This window comes from Aeromicrobium duanguangcaii, assembly GCF_024508295.1.
Classification (GTDB): Bacteria; Actinomycetota; Actinomycetes; order Propionibacteriales; family Nocardioidaceae; genus Aeromicrobium; species Aeromicrobium duanguangcaii.
Genome location: NZ_CP101990.1, coordinates 2,111,666 through 2,129,657 on the forward strand (window position 1 = coordinate 2,111,666; position 17,992 = coordinate 2,129,657).

Genomic DNA, 17,992 nt, shown 5'->3' on the forward strand with positions numbered 1-17,992 from the left:
CTGCCATGACGACCGTCAAGATCGACATCGACATGATCGGCGCGGCCATCACCGCCGCCGAGGACCTCGCCTCCTCCATCGACTCCCAGAGCGCCGCGGCGCGGTCGGCCTCCCCCATCAGCCTGCCCTCGCTGGCCGACGGCACGGTGGGCAAGAAGTCGCAGTGGATCCGCGACCACCTCGAGGACCTGACCACCCGGCGCGATCTGGCGATCCTGCTGGACACGAAGGGCACCGGCAGTGCCAGCTACACCGTCGTCAACGACACCCTGTCCGGCGTCAAGGAGATGCTCGGACAGGAGCTCGCCGACTCCGTTTCCGACCTGGACCACAAGACCGACCCCGACGAGATCGCTCGCATCACCGCGATGCTCGAGACGTGGAACAAGGACGGCGACGTCATGTCGTCGATGTTCCTCAAACTCGGTCCCGACGGCACCGTCGGCGCGATGGCGAACATCTCCTCCCTGATGGGATACGGCGGCTCCGGCGATCCCGACGCCTACGCCGACCTGGCCGAGCGCCTGCGCACCGGCCTGTCCACCGCCTCGAACGATCCGGGATTCCCCGCCGAGCAGTTCGGTCGCGATCTCGTGCGCTACAGCGTCGCGCCCCTGCTGACCGACGAGGAGCAGCGCGCCTTCGCGGAGAACTTCCCGACGGGCATGAACGGCGCGAACATCCTCACGTTCCTCATGCAGGACACGAACTACCACGACGACTTCCTGCTGGGCGCCGCCCGCACGCTCGACGAGTTCGAGCAGATGTCCAAGGACGGCATGCTCGACGCCTCCGGGTGGTACAACCACAACGGCCACGGTCCGCTCGACACCGGCCGCGACGGTGGCTGGTACGACGACCCGATGGCCGCGATCATGCACAACTTCGGCGAGAACCCGCAGGCCGGCCTCACCTTCTTCACCGAGGACCCCGATCGCCAGAAGTACTACTTCAACGACCGCTCGTGGGAGGCCGACGGATACGGCGGCATCTCGCACGCCGTCGAGGGCATCGGCACCGATGCCACCAACCTGAAGAACCACGCCGAGGACACCACCGGTCTGGTCTCGCGGTTCCTGGACCAGGTGGCCAACAGCCCGGGCTTCAACGCCGAGGACGCCACAGCCGCCTCGCCGCACATCGCCGACCTGCTCAAGTTCTACATGCCGGCCGTCGACAGCGCGCTGCGCAATGGTCCCGCCGAGGGCGACGGCACCTCCGGCCCGTTCTCGCTCGACCACTTCGGCGACTTCGACCACTACCCCGTCCTGTTCACCGATGACCTCGACTCCCTGATGAGCGTGGCGATGAGCACCCAGGACGGCACCCAGAGCATCGCCGAGGGCGTGGGTGGGTTCCAGAAGACCCAGCTCAACAACATCGCCGCCGAGCTGGCCGCGAACCCCGACGACCCGAACCTGCGCACGGAGCTGCGGGACATCCTGCAGCGGAACGCCTCCCTGCAGGGCTTCACCGAGTACACCGTCGGCACGGTCGAGATCGAGGGCGCCGCCGACCGCGACGCCCAGCGTCAGGCCTACATCGACCTGGTGTCCGACGCCGCGGGGATGGTCCCGCTGCCCGGTGCCGACCAGCTCGGCGAGGTCGGCGGCAAGCTGCTCGACTACGGCTGGAGCCAGGCCACCGAGCTGGGCACCAATGCCGCGGGCGACTCGTGGGCCTCCGAGGAGGCAGGCGCGACCGACAACGCCGAGAAGCGCGCCGAGGCCGGGTCGAACCGCCTCAAGGTCGACACGTTCCTCTCGCTGGTCGAGTCCGGTGTCATCCCGCGCGACGAGGTGCCCGACCACTGGTTCAAGAACGGCCGACTCATCGGCGTGGGCGACATCCCGCCCGAGCAGATGGGCTCGTACACGCAGAGCGCGATGAACGGCGTGAACGACTACGCGACCAACTACGACCTCGAGGGCGCGTACCGGGAGTCGTTCGAGAGCTTCTACCAGCCGGCGAAGTGATGATGCGACGACTCGCGGTCACCGCCGTTCTCGCGGCGACGCTCGCCCTCGCCGCATGCGGTGACGAGACGGAGCCGAAGGACGACGAGCCCGCCGGCCTGCTGCAGCGGTCCGACCTGCCCGAGGTCGAGGACGTCACGGTCAGCGACCAGCCGCGGGTCACCGCGACGACCTGTCCGGCGATGACCTCCGAGTGGAACCTCGCGGTGTCCGAGGAGTTCCGCTCCGCCGAGTACCAGCTGGCCGACGGAAGCCTCGTGCAGTCGTCGATCCAGGGTCCCGCCTCTGGCAGCGACATGATCGAGCCCACGTTCACGCGGCTCGCGGCGATGATCGACGAGTGCGCGGGGACGACCTTGCGCAACGGCACGTTCGAGCGCCTCGACGCGCTGACAGACGGCCAGCTCGGCTTCGTCGCGACACAGGAGAACGAGAACGGCACGCAAGTGACCGAACGCGCCTACGCCCGCGTGGACGACCAGCTCGCAGTCTCGGTCACGGTCGTCCACACCGGCGACGGTGAGCCGGCGGTCAGTGCCGCCGATCTGCTGCCCACGGCGGTCGAGCGAGCCTCCGACGCCTGACGCTCAGCCCTGCGCCAGTCGAGCCAGCTCGCGCGCGGCCTGATCGAGCGCGACGTCCTCGACCGACTCGTCGAACGTGAGGCGCAGCGCCGTCTGCGCGGTGTGACTCTCGACCCCCATCGCCGTCAGGACGTGACTGGGCTCGTCGCTGCCGGCCGCACAGGCCGAGCCGCTGGAGCAGGTGATCCCGCGCGCCTCCAGATCGACGAGGAGGGACTCACCGGAGCGCCCGGGGACGACGAACGACGCGTGGCCCGGCAGCCGGGACGTGGGGTGCCCGGTCAGGCGCGCCGCCGGGGCTGTCTCGAGCACCTGGGCCACGAACCGATCTCGCCGCTCGGCGACGCGGGTGGCGTCGCCGTGTCCCAGCTCGAGGGCCGTCGCGAGCCCGACGGCGCCGGCCACGTCCTCGGTGCCGGACCGACGACCGTCCTGCTGGCCTCCCCCGTGCACCAGTGGCTCGAAGCGTTGACGGCGATCGACCCACAGGACGCCGATGCCCTTCGGGGTGCCGAGCTTGTGGCCGCTGAGACTCAACGCCGTGACTCCGAGCCTGCGCACGTCCAGGTCGAGCCAACCCGCCGCCTGCACGGCATCGGTGTGGAAGGGCACGCCCCGCGCGGCGGCGCCCGCCGCGAGCTCGGCGATGGGCTGGATCGTGCCGACCTCGTTGTTGGCGTACTGCACGCTGACCACGGTCGTGTCGTCGCGCAGCGCATCGGCCAGCAGGTCGGGCTGGACCATCCCGTCGGTGTCCACGGGCAGGATCGTCACCTCGTACCCGAGCCGGCCCAGCCATGCCGCCGACTCCAGCACCGCGGGATGCTCGACGGCGCTGACGATCACGTGGCGTCCGCGCGGGTCGGCCAGGGCGATGCCCTTGATCGCCGTGTTGTCGGACTCGGTGCCGCCACTGCAGAAGGTGACCTCGGACGGCCGGGCGCCCAGGTGCCGTGCCACGCGGGCCCGCGCATCCTCGAGTCCGTGACGGGCCGCGGCTCCGACGTCGTGGTGACTGGCGGGGTTGCCGAAGTCGCGGGTCAGGTAGGGCCACATCGCCTCGAGCACCTCGCGGCGCACGGGCGAGGTCGCCGCGTGGTCGAGGTAGATCACGACAGCCGCACGTCCAGGCCCAGATCGAGGTTCCGGACCGAGTGCGTGAGCGCTCCGACACTGATCACGTCGACGCCCGTCGTCGCGATCTCGGCGATGGTCTCCAGGTTCACTCCCCCGGACGCCTCGACCAGGGCCCGGCCCGCCACGACCTCGACGCCCCGGCGCAGGTCCTCGACGCTGAAGTTGTCGAGCATGATCGTGTCCACCCCCCCGGCCAGCACCGGCTCGATCTGGTCGAGCCGATCGACCTCGACCTCGAGGTGCGTCGTGTGCGGCAGGCGCGCGCGGGCGGCGCGGATCGCCTCGGTGACGTCCTCGACGAGCGCCAGGTGGTTGTCCTTGGCCATGACGGCGTCGGACAGGCTGAACCGGTGGTTGTGGCCTCCGCCGCAGCGGACCGCGTGCCGTTCAAGCGCGCGCAGGCCCGGCGTGGTCTTGCGGGTGTCCACCACCCGCACCTCGGGGCCGGCGGCCGCGACGTACGCCGCCGTCACCGTGGCGATGCCGCACATCCGCTGGACCAGGTTGAGGGCGATCCGCTCGCCCCGCAGGACGGCACGCGCGTTGCCGCGCACGGTGGCCAGCACGGTTCCGTCGTCGAAGGAGTCGCCGTCGGCGACCAGCACCGTGACGTCCAGGGTCGGGTCGACCGTGGTCATCGCGACCCCGAACACCTCGGCGCCGGCGAAGACGCCGGGCTCGCGCGCCACGAGGTCGGCTGTGGCCACGGCCTCGACCGGCACGAAGACCTCCGAGGTCAGGTCACCGTGGGGCGCGTCCTCGTCCAGGGCGGCCTCGACGACACGACGGATCTGGCGGCGTTCAAGCATGCTGCACCCCCACGAGAGTCGAGTGGACCGCCAGACCCGGATCGGTCTGCGGGAAGTCACGGCGGAAGTGGGCCCCGCGCGACTCGGTGCGCGCCAGAGCGGCGGCCACCACGGCGCGCGCCACCAGCCACAGGTTCGCGTCCTCGGCCGCCTTCGCGTCGGTGGCCGCGGGCGGCGCCCAGCCGGCGAGGACGTCGGCGGCCTCCTGCAGACCGGCCGCATCGCGCGACAGGCCCACGGCGGACCACATCACATGCTGCAGGTCGGTGCGCCCGAAGTCCTCGCCTCCGGGCTCGACCGCGAGCTCGATCGGCGTGGCCCATCGGCCGGAGGCGAACGGCTCGGGTGCCGGCGACTCCAGGACGGCGCCGGCCACTCGCTCGCCGAACACCGCGCCCTCGAGCAGCGAGTTCGATGCCAGCCGGTTCGCACCGTGCAACCCGGTGCACGCGACCTCGCCGACGGCGAAGAGGCTCGGCACGCTGGTGCGTCCCCACCGGTCGGTGCGGACGCCGCCCATGAAGTAGTGGGCGGCCGGGGCGACCGCGATCGGGTCGCGGGACCAGTCCAGGCCCTGGGTCCGGACGACCGCGTCGATCGTCGGGAACCGCTCGGCCAGGAACCGCGCGCCGAGCGCCGTGGCGTCCAGCCGCACGGGCACGCCGCCCTGTCGCGCCATCTGCTCGGCGATCCCGCGCGCGACGACGTCACGCGGGGCCAGCTCGGCGTCGGGATGGACCTCGGTCATGAACCGCCGGCCGTCGGCGTCGACCAGGACGGCGCCCTCACCGCGCACCGCCTCGGACACCAGGTGGTTGCCCGGCGTCGCGAGAGACGTGGGATGGAACTGGTGGAACTCCAGGTCGGCCAGCACGGCGCCGGCACGCAGGGCGATCGCGACGCCGTCGGCGGTGGCGACCGCGGGGTTGGTCGTGAACGGGAACAGCTGGCCCGCTCCCCCGGTGGCCAACACGACCACATCGGCCTCGAGCACCTCGCCGTCGAGCAGACGCACGCCACGGGCGCGACCGCCGTCGACCACCACGTCGATCACGGTGGTGTTCTCGCGGACGACGATCCCCGAGCCCTCGAGCCGCGCGACCAGGGCCGACGAGATCGCCGCGCCGGTGGCGTCCCCACCGGCGTGGACGATCCGCTCGTGGGAGTGGGCCGCCTCCAGGCCCAGGGCGAGTCGTCCGCCCGTGTGGTCGAACCTCACCCCGCGGCGGATCAGCGTGCCGACCGCGGCTGGTCCGGCTTCGCACAGGACCTCGGCCGCCGCGGTGTCGGACAATCCGGCGCCGGCCGCGACCGTGTCGGCGACGTGGGACGCCGCGGAGTCCGCGGGCGCGGTCACGACCGCGACACCGCCTTGGGCCACGGCGGTGTTGGACTGACCGAGGCCCGCCTTCGCCAGGAGGGTCACCTCGATCCGGGATCTCGCGGCCAGATCGAGGGCCGTGGTCAGGCCCGCGACCCCGCTGCCGACCACGATCACGCGGGTCGCCATCAGTCGTCCTTGGGCAGGGCCGCGAGCATCCGCTCGAGGGCCACCTTCGCGTGCGTGGCGACGTCCGCGTCGACCACGATCTGGTTGCGCACCTCGCCCTCGACCAAGCCGTCGAGCACCCAGGCGAGGTACCCGGGGTGGATCCGGTACATCGTCGAGCACGGGCACACGACCGGGTCGAGGCAGAAGATCGTCTTGTCCGGGTGCTCGGCCGCGAGCCGGTTGACCATGTTGATCTCGGTGCCCACGGCGATCACGGAGCCGGACGGCTGGGCGGCGATGAACTTGCGGATGGCGTCCGTCGAGCCGGCTGCGTCCGCGGCATCCACCACGGGCATCGGGCTCTCGGGGTGCACGATGACCTTGCAGTCCGGGTACTGGGCGCGGGCCTGCTCGATCTGCGCCACCGTGAAGCGCTTGTGCACCGAGCAGAACCCCGGCCACAGCAGCACCCGCGCGTCGCGCAGCACGCCGGCGTCCACGCCGAGGTCGGTGGCGCGAGGGTTGATCATCGGCATCTGCTCCAGCGGCACCCCCATCGCCTTGGCGGTGTTGCGCCCCAGGTGCTGGTCGGGGAAGAACAGCACCCGGCGCCCCTGCTCGAAGGCCCACTCCAGCACGGTGGAGGCGTTCGACGAGGTGCACACGATGCCACCGTTGCGGCCGCAGAACGCCTTGAGCGCCGCCGAGGAGTTCATGTAGGTGACCGGGATCGTGTCGTCGTCGCCGTAGAACTGCGTGAGGTACTCCCACGCCGCCTCGACCGAGTCCTCGTCGGCCATGTCGGCCATCGAGCAGCCGGCGGCCAGGTTCGGCAGGATCACGTGCTGCTCGGGACGGGCCAGGATGTCGGCCGTCTCGGCCATGAAGTGCACGCCGCAGAAGACGATCGTCTCGGCCTCGGGACGGGTCAGCGCGGCGTTGGCCAGCTGGAACGAGTCGCCCACGAAGTCGGCGTACTGGACGACCTCGTCGCGCTGGTAGAAGTGCCCCAGGATCACCAGTCGGTGGCCCAGGGTCTGCTTGGCGGCGCGGATCCGGGCGTGCAGCTCGTCCTCGGGCATGCGCTGGTACGCCGCGGGCAGCTGGCCGGGACGCACGACCGGCTCGGGGATGAGGTCGTCCTCGGACGCGCCCGGCCCGTACCCGGGGAACCCGTCGAACTCCCACGGCGACTTCGCCAGCTCGCCGTCACACGAGCTGCCCGGCGCCGAGACGATGAGGTCGTTGATCGAGAGGGTCATGGTGTCTCCAGTCGGTAGAGAGCCGGGGGGCGGTGGCTGGTGCCGGTGAGGTGACGTCCGGTGGGGACGATGCGGGGATTCGCCAGGGTCTGGCGGCGGAAGTTGGCCGGATCGAGGCGGACCTGGCGGACCGCCTCGTGGACCTCGCGCAGCTGGGCGATCGTGAACTCCTCGCCGGTGAACGCGTGCGCGATGTCGGAGTAGGTGATCTTGGCGCGCAACCGGCGCAGCGCGTACTCGACGATGTCGTTGTGGTCGAACGCCAGGTCGGGGACCTCGTCGGCCACGAACCACTCGACGTTCTCGCCGTCGATCGCGCGGGCGTCCTCGTCGGGCCGGACCAGCGCCCAGTAGACGATCGAGACGACCCGGTCGGGCGAGCGGTCGATGCCGCCGAAGCTGTAGAGCTGCTCGAGGTGGGACGGCTCGAGCCCGGTGGTGCGGCGCAACGTGGTGCGCGCCGACGCGGCGAGGTCCTCGGCCGGCTCCAGGGGGCCGCCCGGCAGGGCCCAGCGGCCCAGGAACGGCTCGCGGATACGCCGCACCAGCGGGAGCCAGAGCGTGTCGCGACCGGAGACGGGGTGCGGGCGCAGCGCGAAGATCACGGTGGACACGGCCAGCTCGATCCGCTGCTCCATCGCACCCACCTCCTTAGGGTCACTCGGACACTAAGGGGTGGTTATGGTCATGTCAACACTAACCTCAGCGGAAGTCGCGGGAGCGGTGGCCCCGCGGGATGGCGGGGTCGATGAGGCGCTCGATGACCTCGGCGACGAGGTTGACGGCGCCCTGCTGGTGCTCGAGGCGGCCGGTGATGACCACCGCCGCGCTGGAGCGGGCCACCTGACGGTGGCGCTGCCACACCGCGTCGAACACGACGACGTTGAGCATCCCGGTCTCGTCCTCGAGGTTGAGGAAGGTGACACCCCCGGCGGTGTACGGCCGCTGGCGGTGGGTGATGAGGCCCGCGACCCGGATCCGCCGGTTCGGCTCGTGCCGGATCAGGCCGCCCACCGCGAGCACGCCCTGCTGCGTCAGCATCGGCCGCAGGTGGGCGAACGGGTGCTCGCGCGGCGAGATCCTGGTGGACTCGAGGTCGGCCAGGGTCAGCTCGACGTCGCTCATCCCCGGCAGCATCGGCGGCGGCGCGACGATCGCCGTGCCGGGCAGCCGGTCCTGGCTGTCGGTGTAGCCCGCGTTCCAGATCGCCTGCCGGCGCGTCAGCCCGAAGCCGTCGAAGGCGCCCGCGGTGGCCAGCTGCTCCTGCTGGGCCCGGGTCAGCCCGCAGCGGCGCACCACGTCGGCCATGTCGTCGAACGGTCGCTCGGCGCGCGCCGCCACGATCCGCTCGGCATCGGCCACCCCGATCCCCTGGACCGAGGTCAGTCCCAGCCGCACCGCGTGGTGCCCGTCGCGGCGGTGCCCGGCGTGATCGGGCTCGGCGGCGGGGTCGAACTCCCCCACCGGCGGCTGCTCCTGAGCGACACACACCGCTCGCCCGGTGGGCCCGGTGGCCTCACCGAGCGGCTCGAGATCGGCATGCACCCCCGACACCACGATGTCGGGACTGCGGACCTCGACGCCGTGGCGCCGCGAGTCGGCCACGAGCGACTGCGGCGAGTAGAACCCCATCGGCTGCGCCCGCAGCAGCCCGGCCAGGAACGCCCCCGGATGGTGCAGCTTGAGCCAGCTGCTGGCGTACACCAGCAGCGCGAAGCTGATGGCGTGGCTCTCGGCGAAGCCGAAGTTCGCGAAGGCCTGGATCCGGCCGTAGATGTCGTCGGCCAGCTCACCGGTGATGCCCTTCTCGGCCATCCCCAGGTACAGCTGGTCGCGCAGCCGGTCGATCTTCTCCAGGCCCCGCTTCGAGCCCATCGCCCGGCGCAGCAGATCGGCCTCGTCCCCGGTGCATCCGCCCAACACCATCGCGATCTGCATGAGCTGCTCCTGGAACAGCGGCACGCCCAGCGTGCGCTCCAGCACCGGCTCGAGGGTGGGATGCGGATACGTGATCGGCTCCTCCCCCAGCTTGCGACGGATGTAGGGGTGCACGGCTCCGCCCTGGATGGGGCCGGGGCGGATCAGCGCGATCTCGATGACCAGCTCGTAGAACCGGCGGGGCCGCAGCCGCGGCAGGGTGCCGACCTGGGCCCGGCTCTCGACCTGGAACACCCCGATCGAGTCGGCCCGGCAGAGCATGTCGTAGACGCCCTGCTCCTCCTTGGGGATCGTCGCGAGCGTCCATCGCTCACCGAGCGACTCCTCGATGATGTCGAAGGTGTGCTGGATCGCGCCGAGCATCCCCAGCCCGAGCAGGTCGAACTTGACCAGTCCCATGTAGGCGCAGTCGTCCTTGTCCCACTGCAGCACGGTGCGCCCGGGCATGCGGGCCCGCTCGATCGGCACGACCTCGCCCACGGGGCGCTCGGTCAGGACCATGCCGCCGGAGTGGATGCCCAGGTGCCGCGGCGACTTCATCGCCTGCTCGGCCAGCCGCACGACCGGCTCGGGGATCGCGCCGGCGCCCTCGTCGGTCCCGTTCTCGGTGCGGACCGACGACCACGAGTCGATCCGCTTGCTCCACGCGTCCTGCTGGCCCGCCGAGTACCCCAGCGCCCGGGCCATGTCGCGCACCGCGGACTTGGGCCGATAGCTGATGACGTTGCAGACCTGCGCGGCGTTACGACGACCGTACTTCTCGTAGACCCACTGGATCACCTCCTCGCGGCGATCGGAGTCGAAGTCCACGTCGATGTCGGGCTCCTCGTCGCGCGTGGCCGAGAGGAACCGCTCGAAGGGCAGGCCGTACTTGATCGAGTCGACCGCCGTGATCTCGAGGGCGTAACAGACCGCCGAGTTGGCCGCCGAGCCGCGACCCTGGCACAGGATGCCGCGACTGCGGGCGAACGCGACGATGTCGTGGACGATGAGGAAGTAGCCGGCGAAGTCCTTGTCCTCGATGACGGCCAGCTCGCGCTCCAGCCGGGCGTGCGCCTCGTCGCGGCGGTCGGCGTAGAGCCGATCGGCCCCCTGCCGGACCAGCTCGCGCAGCCAGGTCATCGGGGTGTGTCCGGGCGGGACGTCCTGCTTGGGCAGGCGCGGCGAGGCCTTGCGCAGGTCGAACGCGCACGCGTCGGCGATCTCGACCGAGCGGGCGACCGCGCCGGGCCACCGGGCGAACCGCTGGGCCATCTCGGCGCCGGAGCGCAGGAACGGCGGCGGCGCCAGCCACCCGTCGAGCTCGGCCAGGCTGCGCCGGGCCCGCACCGCGGCGAAGGCCTGGGCCAGTCGAGCGTCCGCGGGACGCGCGGCGTGGACGTTGCCCGTGGCGACCGTCGGCAGGCCCAGCTCGGCGGCCCAGCCGGCGAGGGCGTCATTGGCGGGGCCGTCGCCGGGCCCACCGTGGTCGGTGAGCTCGACGACGACGTGCTCGGGGCCGAAGAGGTCGACCAGACGGCGCAGGCCGGACATCCCCTCGCGCCGGACCCAGCCCTTGCGGCATCCGGTCAGCACGACCCAGCGGTCGCGGCCGCGCTCGGCGAGGTCGGCCAGGTCGTAGGCCGGGCGGCCCTTCTCGTCGCCGGCCAGGTTCGCCTCGGTGATCGCCGAGGCCAGCGCGTGATAGCCCTCGACGCCACGGGCCAGCACCAGCAGGTGGTCGCCCTCGGGATCGGGGACGCCGTTCTGGGGACCGGTCAGCCCCAGGGACAGCTCGGCCCCGTAGACCGTGCGCATGCCGTGCAGTTGTGCCGCCTCGGCGAACCGGGCCGCGCCGCTGAACCCGTCGTGATCGGTCAGCGCCAGGGCCGACAGCCCCAGCCCCACCGCCTCGCGGACGAGCTCCTCGGGGTGGCTGGAGCCGTCGAGGAAGCTGTGGTTGCTGTGGCAGTGCAGCTCGGCATACGGCACGACCGCGCCCGGCGTCTCGATCTGCTCGGGCACCTCGTAGGCCGGACGCTTGCGCGAGAACGCCGGACCGTCGCCGCCGTCGGGCAGCGGCTGGACGGGATCGCGCCAGCGACCGGAGAGCCGGGCCTCCAGCTCTCGCCACGAGATGTCGGGGTTGTTCCAGCCCATCAGGGCCGTCCCACGTCAGTCATAGCGGGCCTCGGTCCACCAGCGGCCGTTCTCGACGACCATGAGCCAGGCGCTGCCGTCGACGCCGACGACCTGGAACCGGGCGACGCGCCGGGCCGCGGCCTCGTCCCACCACTGCTCGTCGACCGGCCACGGTCCGGCCCAGGCGGCCACGGGCTGCCACGCCAGATCGGCCGCCGCGCGGAACCGGGCCGGCCGCCCCGACAGCCCGCCGCGCCCGCTGACGCTGACCGGGAGCCCCTCGGCGCCCACCACCTGCGCCGGCGCCGGATCGGGGAACACCGTGGCCGGTGCCGGCGGCGGCACACTGCCGGGCCACGGCCGGTCGACCGGCCGCTGCACGACGGGGCGCTCGCCCCACGGCGCCGACAGGCGGCGGTCCGCCGGCGCGCGCCCGCCCTGGACACCGACCGTGCGCACTCCCTCGGGTCCGACCAGAGCCTGGACCCGCGCCACGGAGCGCTCGACCTGGTCGTCAGGTCCCCCGCCGAACAGGCTCTCGGCATGGTCGCCCAGGGGCTCGACCTCGACCGGGACGCAGCGCACCGTGACCACGGGACCGCCGGGCGGATCGGCGGACAGCTGCCAGCGCAGCCGATCGAGCACGTCGCCGGAGCCGAACCAGCGCGGGTGACGCCACACCCGGCTGGACGTGCGCGGCTCGCCCGCGACCTCGGCGTCGACCTCGATCCGCAACGTCGAGCAGACCAGACCCGCCCGGTCGAGTCCGCGGACGAAGTCCTCGACGCTCTGGCGCGCGCTGAACACCACGGCCTCGGACCGCTCGAGCGAGGGCTCGAAGCCCACGGTGGCCACGAGCTCGGGCGGCGGGGTGCGCCGCGAGATCGGCCGCACCTCCTCGCCCTGGGCCCACCGGTGCAGCAGCGCCCCGTGGGCTCCGAACCGCGCCACCACATCGGCCGCGGGCAGCGCCGCGAACTCACCGACCCGGCGGATCCCCAGCCGGCGCAGGACGGTGACCAGGTCCAGCCCGGGGGTGGACGCATCCGCCGGTGCGGGCACCTCCAGCACCTCGACCGGCAGGTCGCGCAGGAAGTCGGCGTTGCCGCCGGCGGTCACGACGAGACAGTCCTGGGCGGGCGCCTGCCGTGCCGCCAGCTCGGCGACGAAGACGCCGTCGGCGATGCCGAACCGCACGTCCCACACCCCGAGCCCGACCAGCTGCTCGGCCATCACGGCGGCCGCCTCCGCCTCGCCGCCGTAGTACCGCTCGGGGACGCTCAACGCGCACAGCCCGGGGCGCAGCGGCGCGACTCCGGGACTGAGTTCCTCGAGCGTGGTCAGCACCTGCTCGAAGGCACGGGCATCGACCTCGGGCCGGTGATCGCACACCACCAGGTCGGGACACCGTGACTGGGCGTCGCGGCGTCGCATTCCCCGGCGGACACCCTGGGCCCGGGCCGCCGGAGTGCAGGCCAGGACCACGCCGCGGTCCAGCACCGCGAGCGCATCGGACGGCGCCTGCGGACCACCGCGGTTCGCCTCGGCGTGCTCGGCCTGGCGCACGAGAGCCGGCCAGTCGGGCACCCACGCCACCATCGTGCGCATCAGCCGGCCACCTGCACGATCGGCGCGCGCCGCGCGGCGTGCTCGACCGCCGATCCGCCGACCGGCGCCACCTGCAGCTCGCGACCGGGGAACCACAGCCGACGCGAGCCGGCGACCCGGCCGCCGCGCTCGACCTCGACGGTCGCCTGCCGGGCCACGAGGTGTCCGTGGCCGTCCTGCAGACCCGTCCAGGCCGCGTCGCGCAGACGCAGCCGGGCATCGACGCGAGGCCAGTCGCCGACCGCGATCAGGACCCCCTGCCGGCGGTGCAGCCGGGCCCGGAGGCGGACGACCTCGCGCTCGGGCAGGGTCACCCGGTCGACCATCACGACACCGACGGCGTCGACCAGCGCCCCCAGCACCGAGGCCGGATCGGCGCCGGCGTCGGGCACCCAGACCGTGCGGTCGAGGTCGACCCCCACCGCGGCCGCCGCCTCGAACCCCACCCGCTCGGTGCCGACCATCGCGCACCAGGCCCCGTCCCTGGAGGGTCCGGCCATCAGCAGCAGGGCCAGACTGGTGGAGTCGACGGAGTAGCTGCCGCCGGGCTGCAGCGAGATCAGGCCCTCCAGCGCCGGGTGCGTCGGCATCGACAGCACTGAGGGACGCCCCTGCATCCGGCCGATCTGCGCCCGCAGGTCATCGACCAGTGTGGCGGCAGTGGCAGCAGGGACGGAGGGACTCACTCCTCCATCATCGAACACCTGTTCGATGTCGTCAACACCGGGGTGCCGCCCCTCGTGTCGCGTTGCTCGCGCCTGCGCGCTTTGCTAACTTCCCCTCACCACAATCACCATCGGGGGGACCATGTTCCGTATCAAGACCATCATCATCGCCACCGTGGCCGCAGCGGCCACGGCTCTCGCGCCGCAGGTCGCACACGCCGCGCCCGACTGCCAGAACCTGCCTTCCACCAAGTGGAAGTTCACGAACATCTCGAAGTCCTACAAGCCCACCGGCCTGTACTCGGACTGGGTGCGTCCCAAGAACGCCAGGTTCACGATCACGTACAACCAGTCGGCCACGTCCGCCACGTCGGCCACCGTCAGCTCCAAGCTCTCGGCCGAGGCCGGCACCGTCTTCGTCAAGGCGAAGGCCGAGGTCAGCGGCTCGCTCACGAAGAAGTGGAGCAAGAAGAAGGCGTGGAAGTACACGGCCAGCGTGAAGCGGAACGGGAAGTACAAGTACCGCCTGCGCCAGCGTCAGGAGACGCGCAAGTTCACCGCGACGAAGTACTCGCTGTACCGCGGCGACTGCCGGTACCGCAAGGTGAAGGCGGGCACCGCCGAGATGCCGCGCAGCACCCAGACCTCGCTCATCTGGGACGTCCAGAAGCGCAAGGCCTGAGCCACGCACAGCACTGAGGGGGTGGGCCGGTCGGCCCACCCCCTCAGTCGTGTCGTCAGACGGTGACGGTCACAGCGCCAGGTCGATGGACCCGCCCGGGATCGCCTCGAGCAGCCGGCGCGTGTACTCCTCGCGGGGGCGGTCGAAGACCTCCGCCACCGAGGAGTGCTCCACGACCTTGCCGTTCTGCATCACCAGGACGTCATCGGCGATCTGACGGACCACCGCGAGGTCGTGGGTGATGAACAGGTAGCTCAGGCCCAGCTGGGCCTGCAGGTCGTTGAGCAGCTCGAGGATCTGCGCCTGGACCAGCACGTCGAGCGCGCTGACGGCCTCGTCACAGATCACGACCTCGGGGTCGAGCGCGAGCGCCCGGGCGATCGCGACGCGCTGACGCTGACCACCGGACAGCTCGCCGGGATAGCGCGACATCACGTTCGCCGGCAGCGACACCTTGTCGAGCAGCTCGCGCACCTTGGCCTCGCGCTCCGCCTTGTTGCCCACGTGGTGCGTGCGCAACGGCTCCTCGATCGATCGGTAGATCGAGTACATCGGGTCCAGGGACGCGTACGGGTTCTGGAAGACCGGCTGCATCTGACGCCGGAACTTCAGCTTCTGCGCCTTGGACTTGAGCTCGCGGATGTCGACGCCGTCGAACAGCACGCGGCCCGACGTGGGAGGCAGCAGGTCCAGCACCATGCGCGCGACCGTGGACTTGCCCGAGCCGGACTCGCCCACGATCGCCGTCGTGGTGCCCCGGCGCAGCCGGAACGAGACCGAGTCGGCCGCCGTGAACGGGATCTTCTCCCACGGCTTGCCGCCACGGAGCTCGAAGACCTTGGTGAGGTCCTCCACGACCAGCACGTCGTCGCCGCCCTCGCCGAACTCGTCGCCGCTCTCGGCCACCTCCTGGGCGGTCTCGGCGGCGGTCTCGATCGCCTGCTCGCGCACCTGGACACGCGCACGCTCGGACGACAGGCGCTGCGACGCCAGCGACGGCGCCTTGGACACCAGACGCTTGGTGTAGGGGTGCTGCGGGTCCTGCAGGATCTCCAGCGCAGGGCCGGACTCGACGACCTGACCCTTGTACATGACGACCAGGTGGTCCGCCCGCTCGGCGGCCAGACCCAGGTCGTGGGTGATCAGCAGGACGGCGACGCCCAGGCTCTCGGTGAGCATGTCCAGGTGATCGAGGATCTGCTTCTGCACCGTCACGTCCAGCGCGGACGTGGGCTCGTCGGCGATGAGCAACCGGGGCCGGGCCGCCAGCGCCATCGCGATGAGCGCGCGCTGGCGCATGCCACCGGAGAACTCGTGCGGGTACTGGCGGGCGCGCCGCTCACCGTCGGGCAGTCCGGCCTCGGCCAGCAGCTCGACCACGCGAGCGTCCGCCTCCTTGCCCGACGCCACGTCGTTGGCCTCGAGGGCCTCCTTGATCTGGGAGCCCACCCGCCACAACGGGTTGAGGTTCGACATCGGGTCCTGGGGAACGAGTCCGATCGAGGATCCGCGGACGGCCATGATCTGCTTGCGGCCGGCCGACGTGAGGTCGGTGCCGTCGAACAGGATCTGGCCGCCAGTGACCTGGCCGGTCCCGGGGAGCAGGTCGATGATCGCGTGCGCGGTCGTGGACTTGCCCGAGCCGGACTCGCCGACGATCGCGACCGTCTGACCCTCGTAGACCGAGAGGTTGACCCCACGGACGGCGGGAACGAGCTCCTTGCCGCGCGCGAACGCGACCTGGAGATCCTTGATCTCGAGCAATGCAGTGGAGTTCATCGGTTCTTCCGCTTCGGATCGAGGGCGTCGCTCACGGCGTCGCCCAACAGAATGAATCCCAGCGCCGTGATCATCAGGGCACCGGCGGGCCAGTACATGACACCCAGCCGGTTGCCCGAACGCACCTGGTTCTGTGCGGCGGCGATGTCGTTGCCCCACGAGACGATGCCGTAGGGCAGGCCGATGCCCAGGAACGACAGCGTCGCCTCGGCGACGATGAAGATGCCCAGCGACACGGTCGAGACCACGATGACCGGCGGCAGCGAGTTGGGCAGCACGTGGCGGACCAGGTTGCGCATGGGCGAGGCGCCGATCGCGCGAGCCGCGTCGATGAACTCGAGGTTCTTGACCTCGAGCACCGCGCCCCGTGCGATACGGGTGACCTGCGGCCAGCCGAACGCCGCCAGGGCGAACACGACCGCGAAGATCGCGCCCCAGTAACCGCGCTCGGGGAACCGGTTGTCGACCATGGACAGACCGACGATCGCGCCCAGCAGGAGCGGGATGGCGAAGAACATGTCGGCGACTCGCGAGACGATCGCGTCGACTACGCCACCGTAGAAGCCGGCGATCATGCCGGTGACGATGCCGAGCACGGCCACCACCAGGGTGCACAGGATGCCGACCAGCACCGAGGCGCGGGCGCCGTAGATCGTCCGAGCGAAGACGTCGTATCCCTGCTTGTCGAAGCCGGCGGGGTGGCCCGGCGAGGGCCCGTCGAGGCTGCGACCCAGGTCGCTGTCCAGCGGGTTGACGTCGGTGAACAGGCCGGGCGCGGCGACGACGACCGCCACGCAGAGCAGGATCACGGCGGACACCCAGAAGATCCAGTTGCTGCGCAGGCTCTTCCAAGCGACGAGCCACTGGCTCTCGGGCGACTGGGACTCATCGACGGTGCCCGTCGCCTCGAGCGGCGTGTGGGACAACGGAGCGACGAAGCGCTCCTGGCCAGGGCGGATGACTTCACGCATAGCGAATCCTGGGATCGAGGAGGGCATACAGGAGATCGACGAGCAGGCTCATCAGCACGTAGATGAGGACCATCACGGTGACGACGCCGACGACGGTCGGACCCTCGCCACGCTGAACGGCCGAGAAGGCCAGCCGACCGATGCCGGGAACGTTGAAGATGCCCTCGGTCACGATCGCGCCCGCCATGAGCGTGCCCAGATCGGTGCCGAGGTAGGTGGTCACGGGGATGAGCGAGTTGCGCAGCACGTGACGGCGGTTGACCGTGCCCGACGACAGGCCCTTGGCGCGGGCCGTGCGGACGTGGTCGGCCGTGAGGTTGTCGACGACCGAGGAGCGGGTCAGTCGCAGGATGTAGGCGAACGATGTCAGACCCAGCACGATCGCTGGCAGGATCAACCGGCCGAACGACGCGTCACCACCGACGGTGATGGGGGCCCAACCGAGCTTGACGCCGAAGATCAGCTGCATGACGAAGCCGAAGACGAAGATCGGGACGGCGATGACGAACAGCGAGACCAGGAGCATCGTCGAGTCGAAGATGCCGCCGCGGCGGATGCCGGCGTAGAACCCGGCGGCGATGCCGAGGGTGGCCTCGATGACCAGGGCCATCAGGGCGAGCTTCAAGGTGACCGGGAAGGCCGTCGCGACGAGGTCGGCCACGGGGCGGCCGGAGAAGGCCGTGCCGAAGTCACCCGTCAGCGCGTTGCCGAGGTACTTGAGCCACTGGACGAGGAACGGATCGTCCAGGTTGTACTGCGAAGCGATCTGGGCTCGAACCGCCTCGGGGACCGCCTTCTCGCCGAACAAGGCGCCGATGGGATCACCCGGGGACAGGAACACCAGTCCGTAGACGATGAAAGTCGACCCCAGGATGACCGGGATCGTTTGGAGCAGTCGACGACCGACATACCACCACATGTGCACACTCCTCGCGGCACACGGTGGGACGGCACCCTCTCAGGTGCCG

Annotated in this window: 14 protein-coding genes; 3 read left to right on the forward strand and 11 right to left on the reverse strand. The window is 71.2% G+C overall.

Translation table 11 applies throughout. The annotated features are described in order from the left end of the window. The first annotated feature begins 5 nt into the window (after positions 1-5). Both NP095_RS10400 and NP095_RS10405 read left to right on the forward strand, forming a co-directional pair. On the forward strand, positions 6-1,976 hold the full coding sequence (locus tag NP095_RS10400; RefSeq protein WP_232419025.1) for a DUF6571 family protein: 1,971 nt from the start codon (positions 6-8) through the stop codon (positions 1,974-1,976). Then, positions 1,976-2,560, forward strand: a complete 585-nt coding sequence (locus NP095_RS10405; protein ID WP_232419024.1) for a hypothetical protein — start codon at positions 1,976-1,978, stop codon at positions 2,558-2,560. The genes NP095_RS10400 and NP095_RS10405 overlap by 1 nt, the downstream gene beginning before the upstream one ends. Positions 2,561-2,563: 3 nt before the next feature. Here NP095_RS10405 and NP095_RS10410 read toward each other — a convergent pair whose 3' ends face one another. The 8 genes from NP095_RS10410 to NP095_RS10450 all read right to left on the reverse strand — a co-directional run bounded on the left by NP095_RS10410 (position 2,564) and on the right by NP095_RS10450 (position 13,613). Next, positions 2,564-3,673, reverse strand: coding sequence for a cysteine desulfurase family protein (locus NP095_RS10410; protein ID WP_232419023.1), 1,110 nt, complete (start codon positions 3,671-3,673; stop codon positions 2,564-2,566). Beyond that, positions 3,670-4,506 (reverse strand): carboxylating nicotinate-nucleotide diphosphorylase, encoded by an 837-nt coding sequence (gene nadC / locus NP095_RS10415; protein ID WP_232419022.1) that lies wholly within the window; start codon positions 4,504-4,506, stop codon positions 3,670-3,672. Before nadC ends, NP095_RS10410 begins: the two co-directional genes overlap by 4 nt. Further along, positions 4,499-6,016, reverse strand: a complete 1,518-nt coding sequence (gene nadB, locus NP095_RS10420) for an L-aspartate oxidase (protein WP_232419019.1) — start codon at positions 6,014-6,016, stop codon at positions 4,499-4,501. The genes nadC and nadB overlap by 8 nt, the downstream gene beginning before the upstream one ends. Continuing rightward, the gene (nadA, locus tag NP095_RS10425) at positions 6,016-7,260 is read right to left on the reverse strand and encodes a quinolinate synthase NadA (RefSeq protein WP_232419016.1); all 1,245 of its coding nucleotides are present in this window, start codon (positions 7,258-7,260) and stop codon (positions 6,016-6,018) included. Before nadA ends, nadB begins: the two co-directional genes overlap by 1 nt. Further along, complete coding sequence (locus tag NP095_RS10430) at positions 7,257-7,898, reverse strand: NUDIX hydrolase (protein ID WP_232419014.1); 642 nt, start codon at positions 7,896-7,898, stop codon at positions 7,257-7,259. The genes nadA and NP095_RS10430 overlap by 4 nt, the downstream gene beginning before the upstream one ends. Positions 7,899-7,962: 64 nt before the next feature. Then, complete coding sequence (locus NP095_RS10435) at positions 7,963-11,337, reverse strand: error-prone DNA polymerase (protein WP_232419012.1); 3,375 nt, start codon at positions 11,335-11,337, stop codon at positions 7,963-7,965. A 15-nt stretch (positions 11,338-11,352) separates the two neighbouring features. Then, positions 11,353-12,927, reverse strand: coding sequence for a Y-family DNA polymerase (locus tag NP095_RS15265; protein ID WP_304523557.1), 1,575 nt, complete (start codon positions 12,925-12,927; stop codon positions 11,353-11,355). After that, positions 12,927-13,613 (reverse strand): hypothetical protein, encoded by a 687-nt coding sequence (locus tag NP095_RS10450; protein ID WP_232419011.1) that lies wholly within the window; start codon positions 13,611-13,613, stop codon positions 12,927-12,929. Before NP095_RS10450 ends, NP095_RS15265 begins: the two co-directional genes overlap by 1 nt. Before the next feature lie 121 nt (positions 13,614-13,734). On the opposite strand from NP095_RS10450, the gene NP095_RS10455 reads away from it, so the two are divergent. After that, positions 13,735-14,274: a hypothetical protein gene (locus tag NP095_RS10455; protein WP_232419010.1), complete on the forward strand. Its 540-nt coding sequence runs from the start codon at positions 13,735-13,737 to the stop codon at positions 14,272-14,274. 69 nt (positions 14,275-14,343) lie between these two features. On the opposite strand, the gene NP095_RS10460 is transcribed toward NP095_RS10455, so the two are convergent. The 3 genes from NP095_RS10460 to NP095_RS10470 are packed head-to-tail and all read right to left on the reverse strand — an operon-like array spanning position 14,344 to position 17,943. Beyond that, a complete protein-coding gene (locus NP095_RS10460; protein WP_232419009.1) occupies positions 14,344-16,053 on the reverse strand; it encodes a dipeptide ABC transporter ATP-binding protein in 1,710 nt (569 codons plus the stop codon). Further along, positions 16,050-17,024, reverse strand: a complete 975-nt coding sequence (locus tag NP095_RS10465; protein ID WP_232419008.1) for an ABC transporter permease — start codon at positions 17,022-17,024, stop codon at positions 16,050-16,052. The genes NP095_RS10460 and NP095_RS10465 overlap by 4 nt, the downstream gene beginning before the upstream one ends. Continuing rightward, a complete protein-coding gene (locus NP095_RS10470) occupies positions 17,017-17,943 on the reverse strand; it encodes an ABC transporter permease (RefSeq protein ID WP_232419007.1) in 927 nt (308 codons plus the stop codon). The genes NP095_RS10465 and NP095_RS10470 overlap by 8 nt, the downstream gene beginning before the upstream one ends. Between the last annotated feature and the right edge of the window lie 49 nt (positions 17,944-17,992).

Excerpts from the sequence above, each read along its gene's own strand:
- nadA (WP_232419016.1), bottom strand. The coding sequence starts at position 7,260 with ATGACCCTCTCGATCAACGACCTCATCGTCTCGGCGCCGGGCAGCTCG.
- NP095_RS10400 (WP_232419025.1), top strand. The coding sequence starts at position 6 with ATGACGACCGTCAAGATCGACATCGACATGATCGGCGCGGCCATCACC.
- NP095_RS10470 (WP_232419007.1), bottom strand. The coding sequence starts at position 17,943 with ATGTGGTGGTATGTCGGTCGTCGACTGCTCCAAACGATCCCGGTCATC.
- nadB (WP_232419019.1), bottom strand. The coding sequence starts at position 6,016 with ATGGCGACCCGCGTGATCGTGGTCGGCAGCGGGGTCGCGGGCCTGACC.
- NP095_RS10465 (WP_232419008.1), bottom strand. The coding sequence starts at position 17,024 with ATGCGTGAAGTCATCCGCCCTGGCCAGGAGCGCTTCGTCGCTCCGTTG.
- NP095_RS10460 (WP_232419009.1), bottom strand. The coding sequence starts at position 16,053 with ATGAACTCCACTGCATTGCTCGAGATCAAGGATCTCCAGGTCGCGTTC.
- NP095_RS10435 (WP_232419012.1), bottom strand. The coding sequence starts at position 11,337 with ATGGGCTGGAACAACCCCGACATCTCGTGGCGAGAGCTGGAGGCCCGG.
- NP095_RS10430 (WP_232419014.1), bottom strand. The coding sequence starts at position 7,898 with ATGGAGCAGCGGATCGAGCTGGCCGTGTCCACCGTGATCTTCGCGCTG.
- NP095_RS15265 (WP_304523557.1), bottom strand. The coding sequence starts at position 12,927 with ATGCGCACGATGGTGGCGTGGGTGCCCGACTGGCCGGCTCTCGTGCGC.
- NP095_RS10455 (WP_232419010.1), top strand. The coding sequence starts at position 13,735 with ATGTTCCGTATCAAGACCATCATCATCGCCACCGTGGCCGCAGCGGCC.
- nadC (WP_232419022.1), bottom strand. The coding sequence starts at position 4,506 with ATGCTTGAACGCCGCCAGATCCGTCGTGTCGTCGAGGCCGCCCTGGAC.
- NP095_RS10405 (WP_232419024.1), top strand. The coding sequence starts at position 1,976 with ATGATGCGACGACTCGCGGTCACCGCCGTTCTCGCGGCGACGCTCGCC.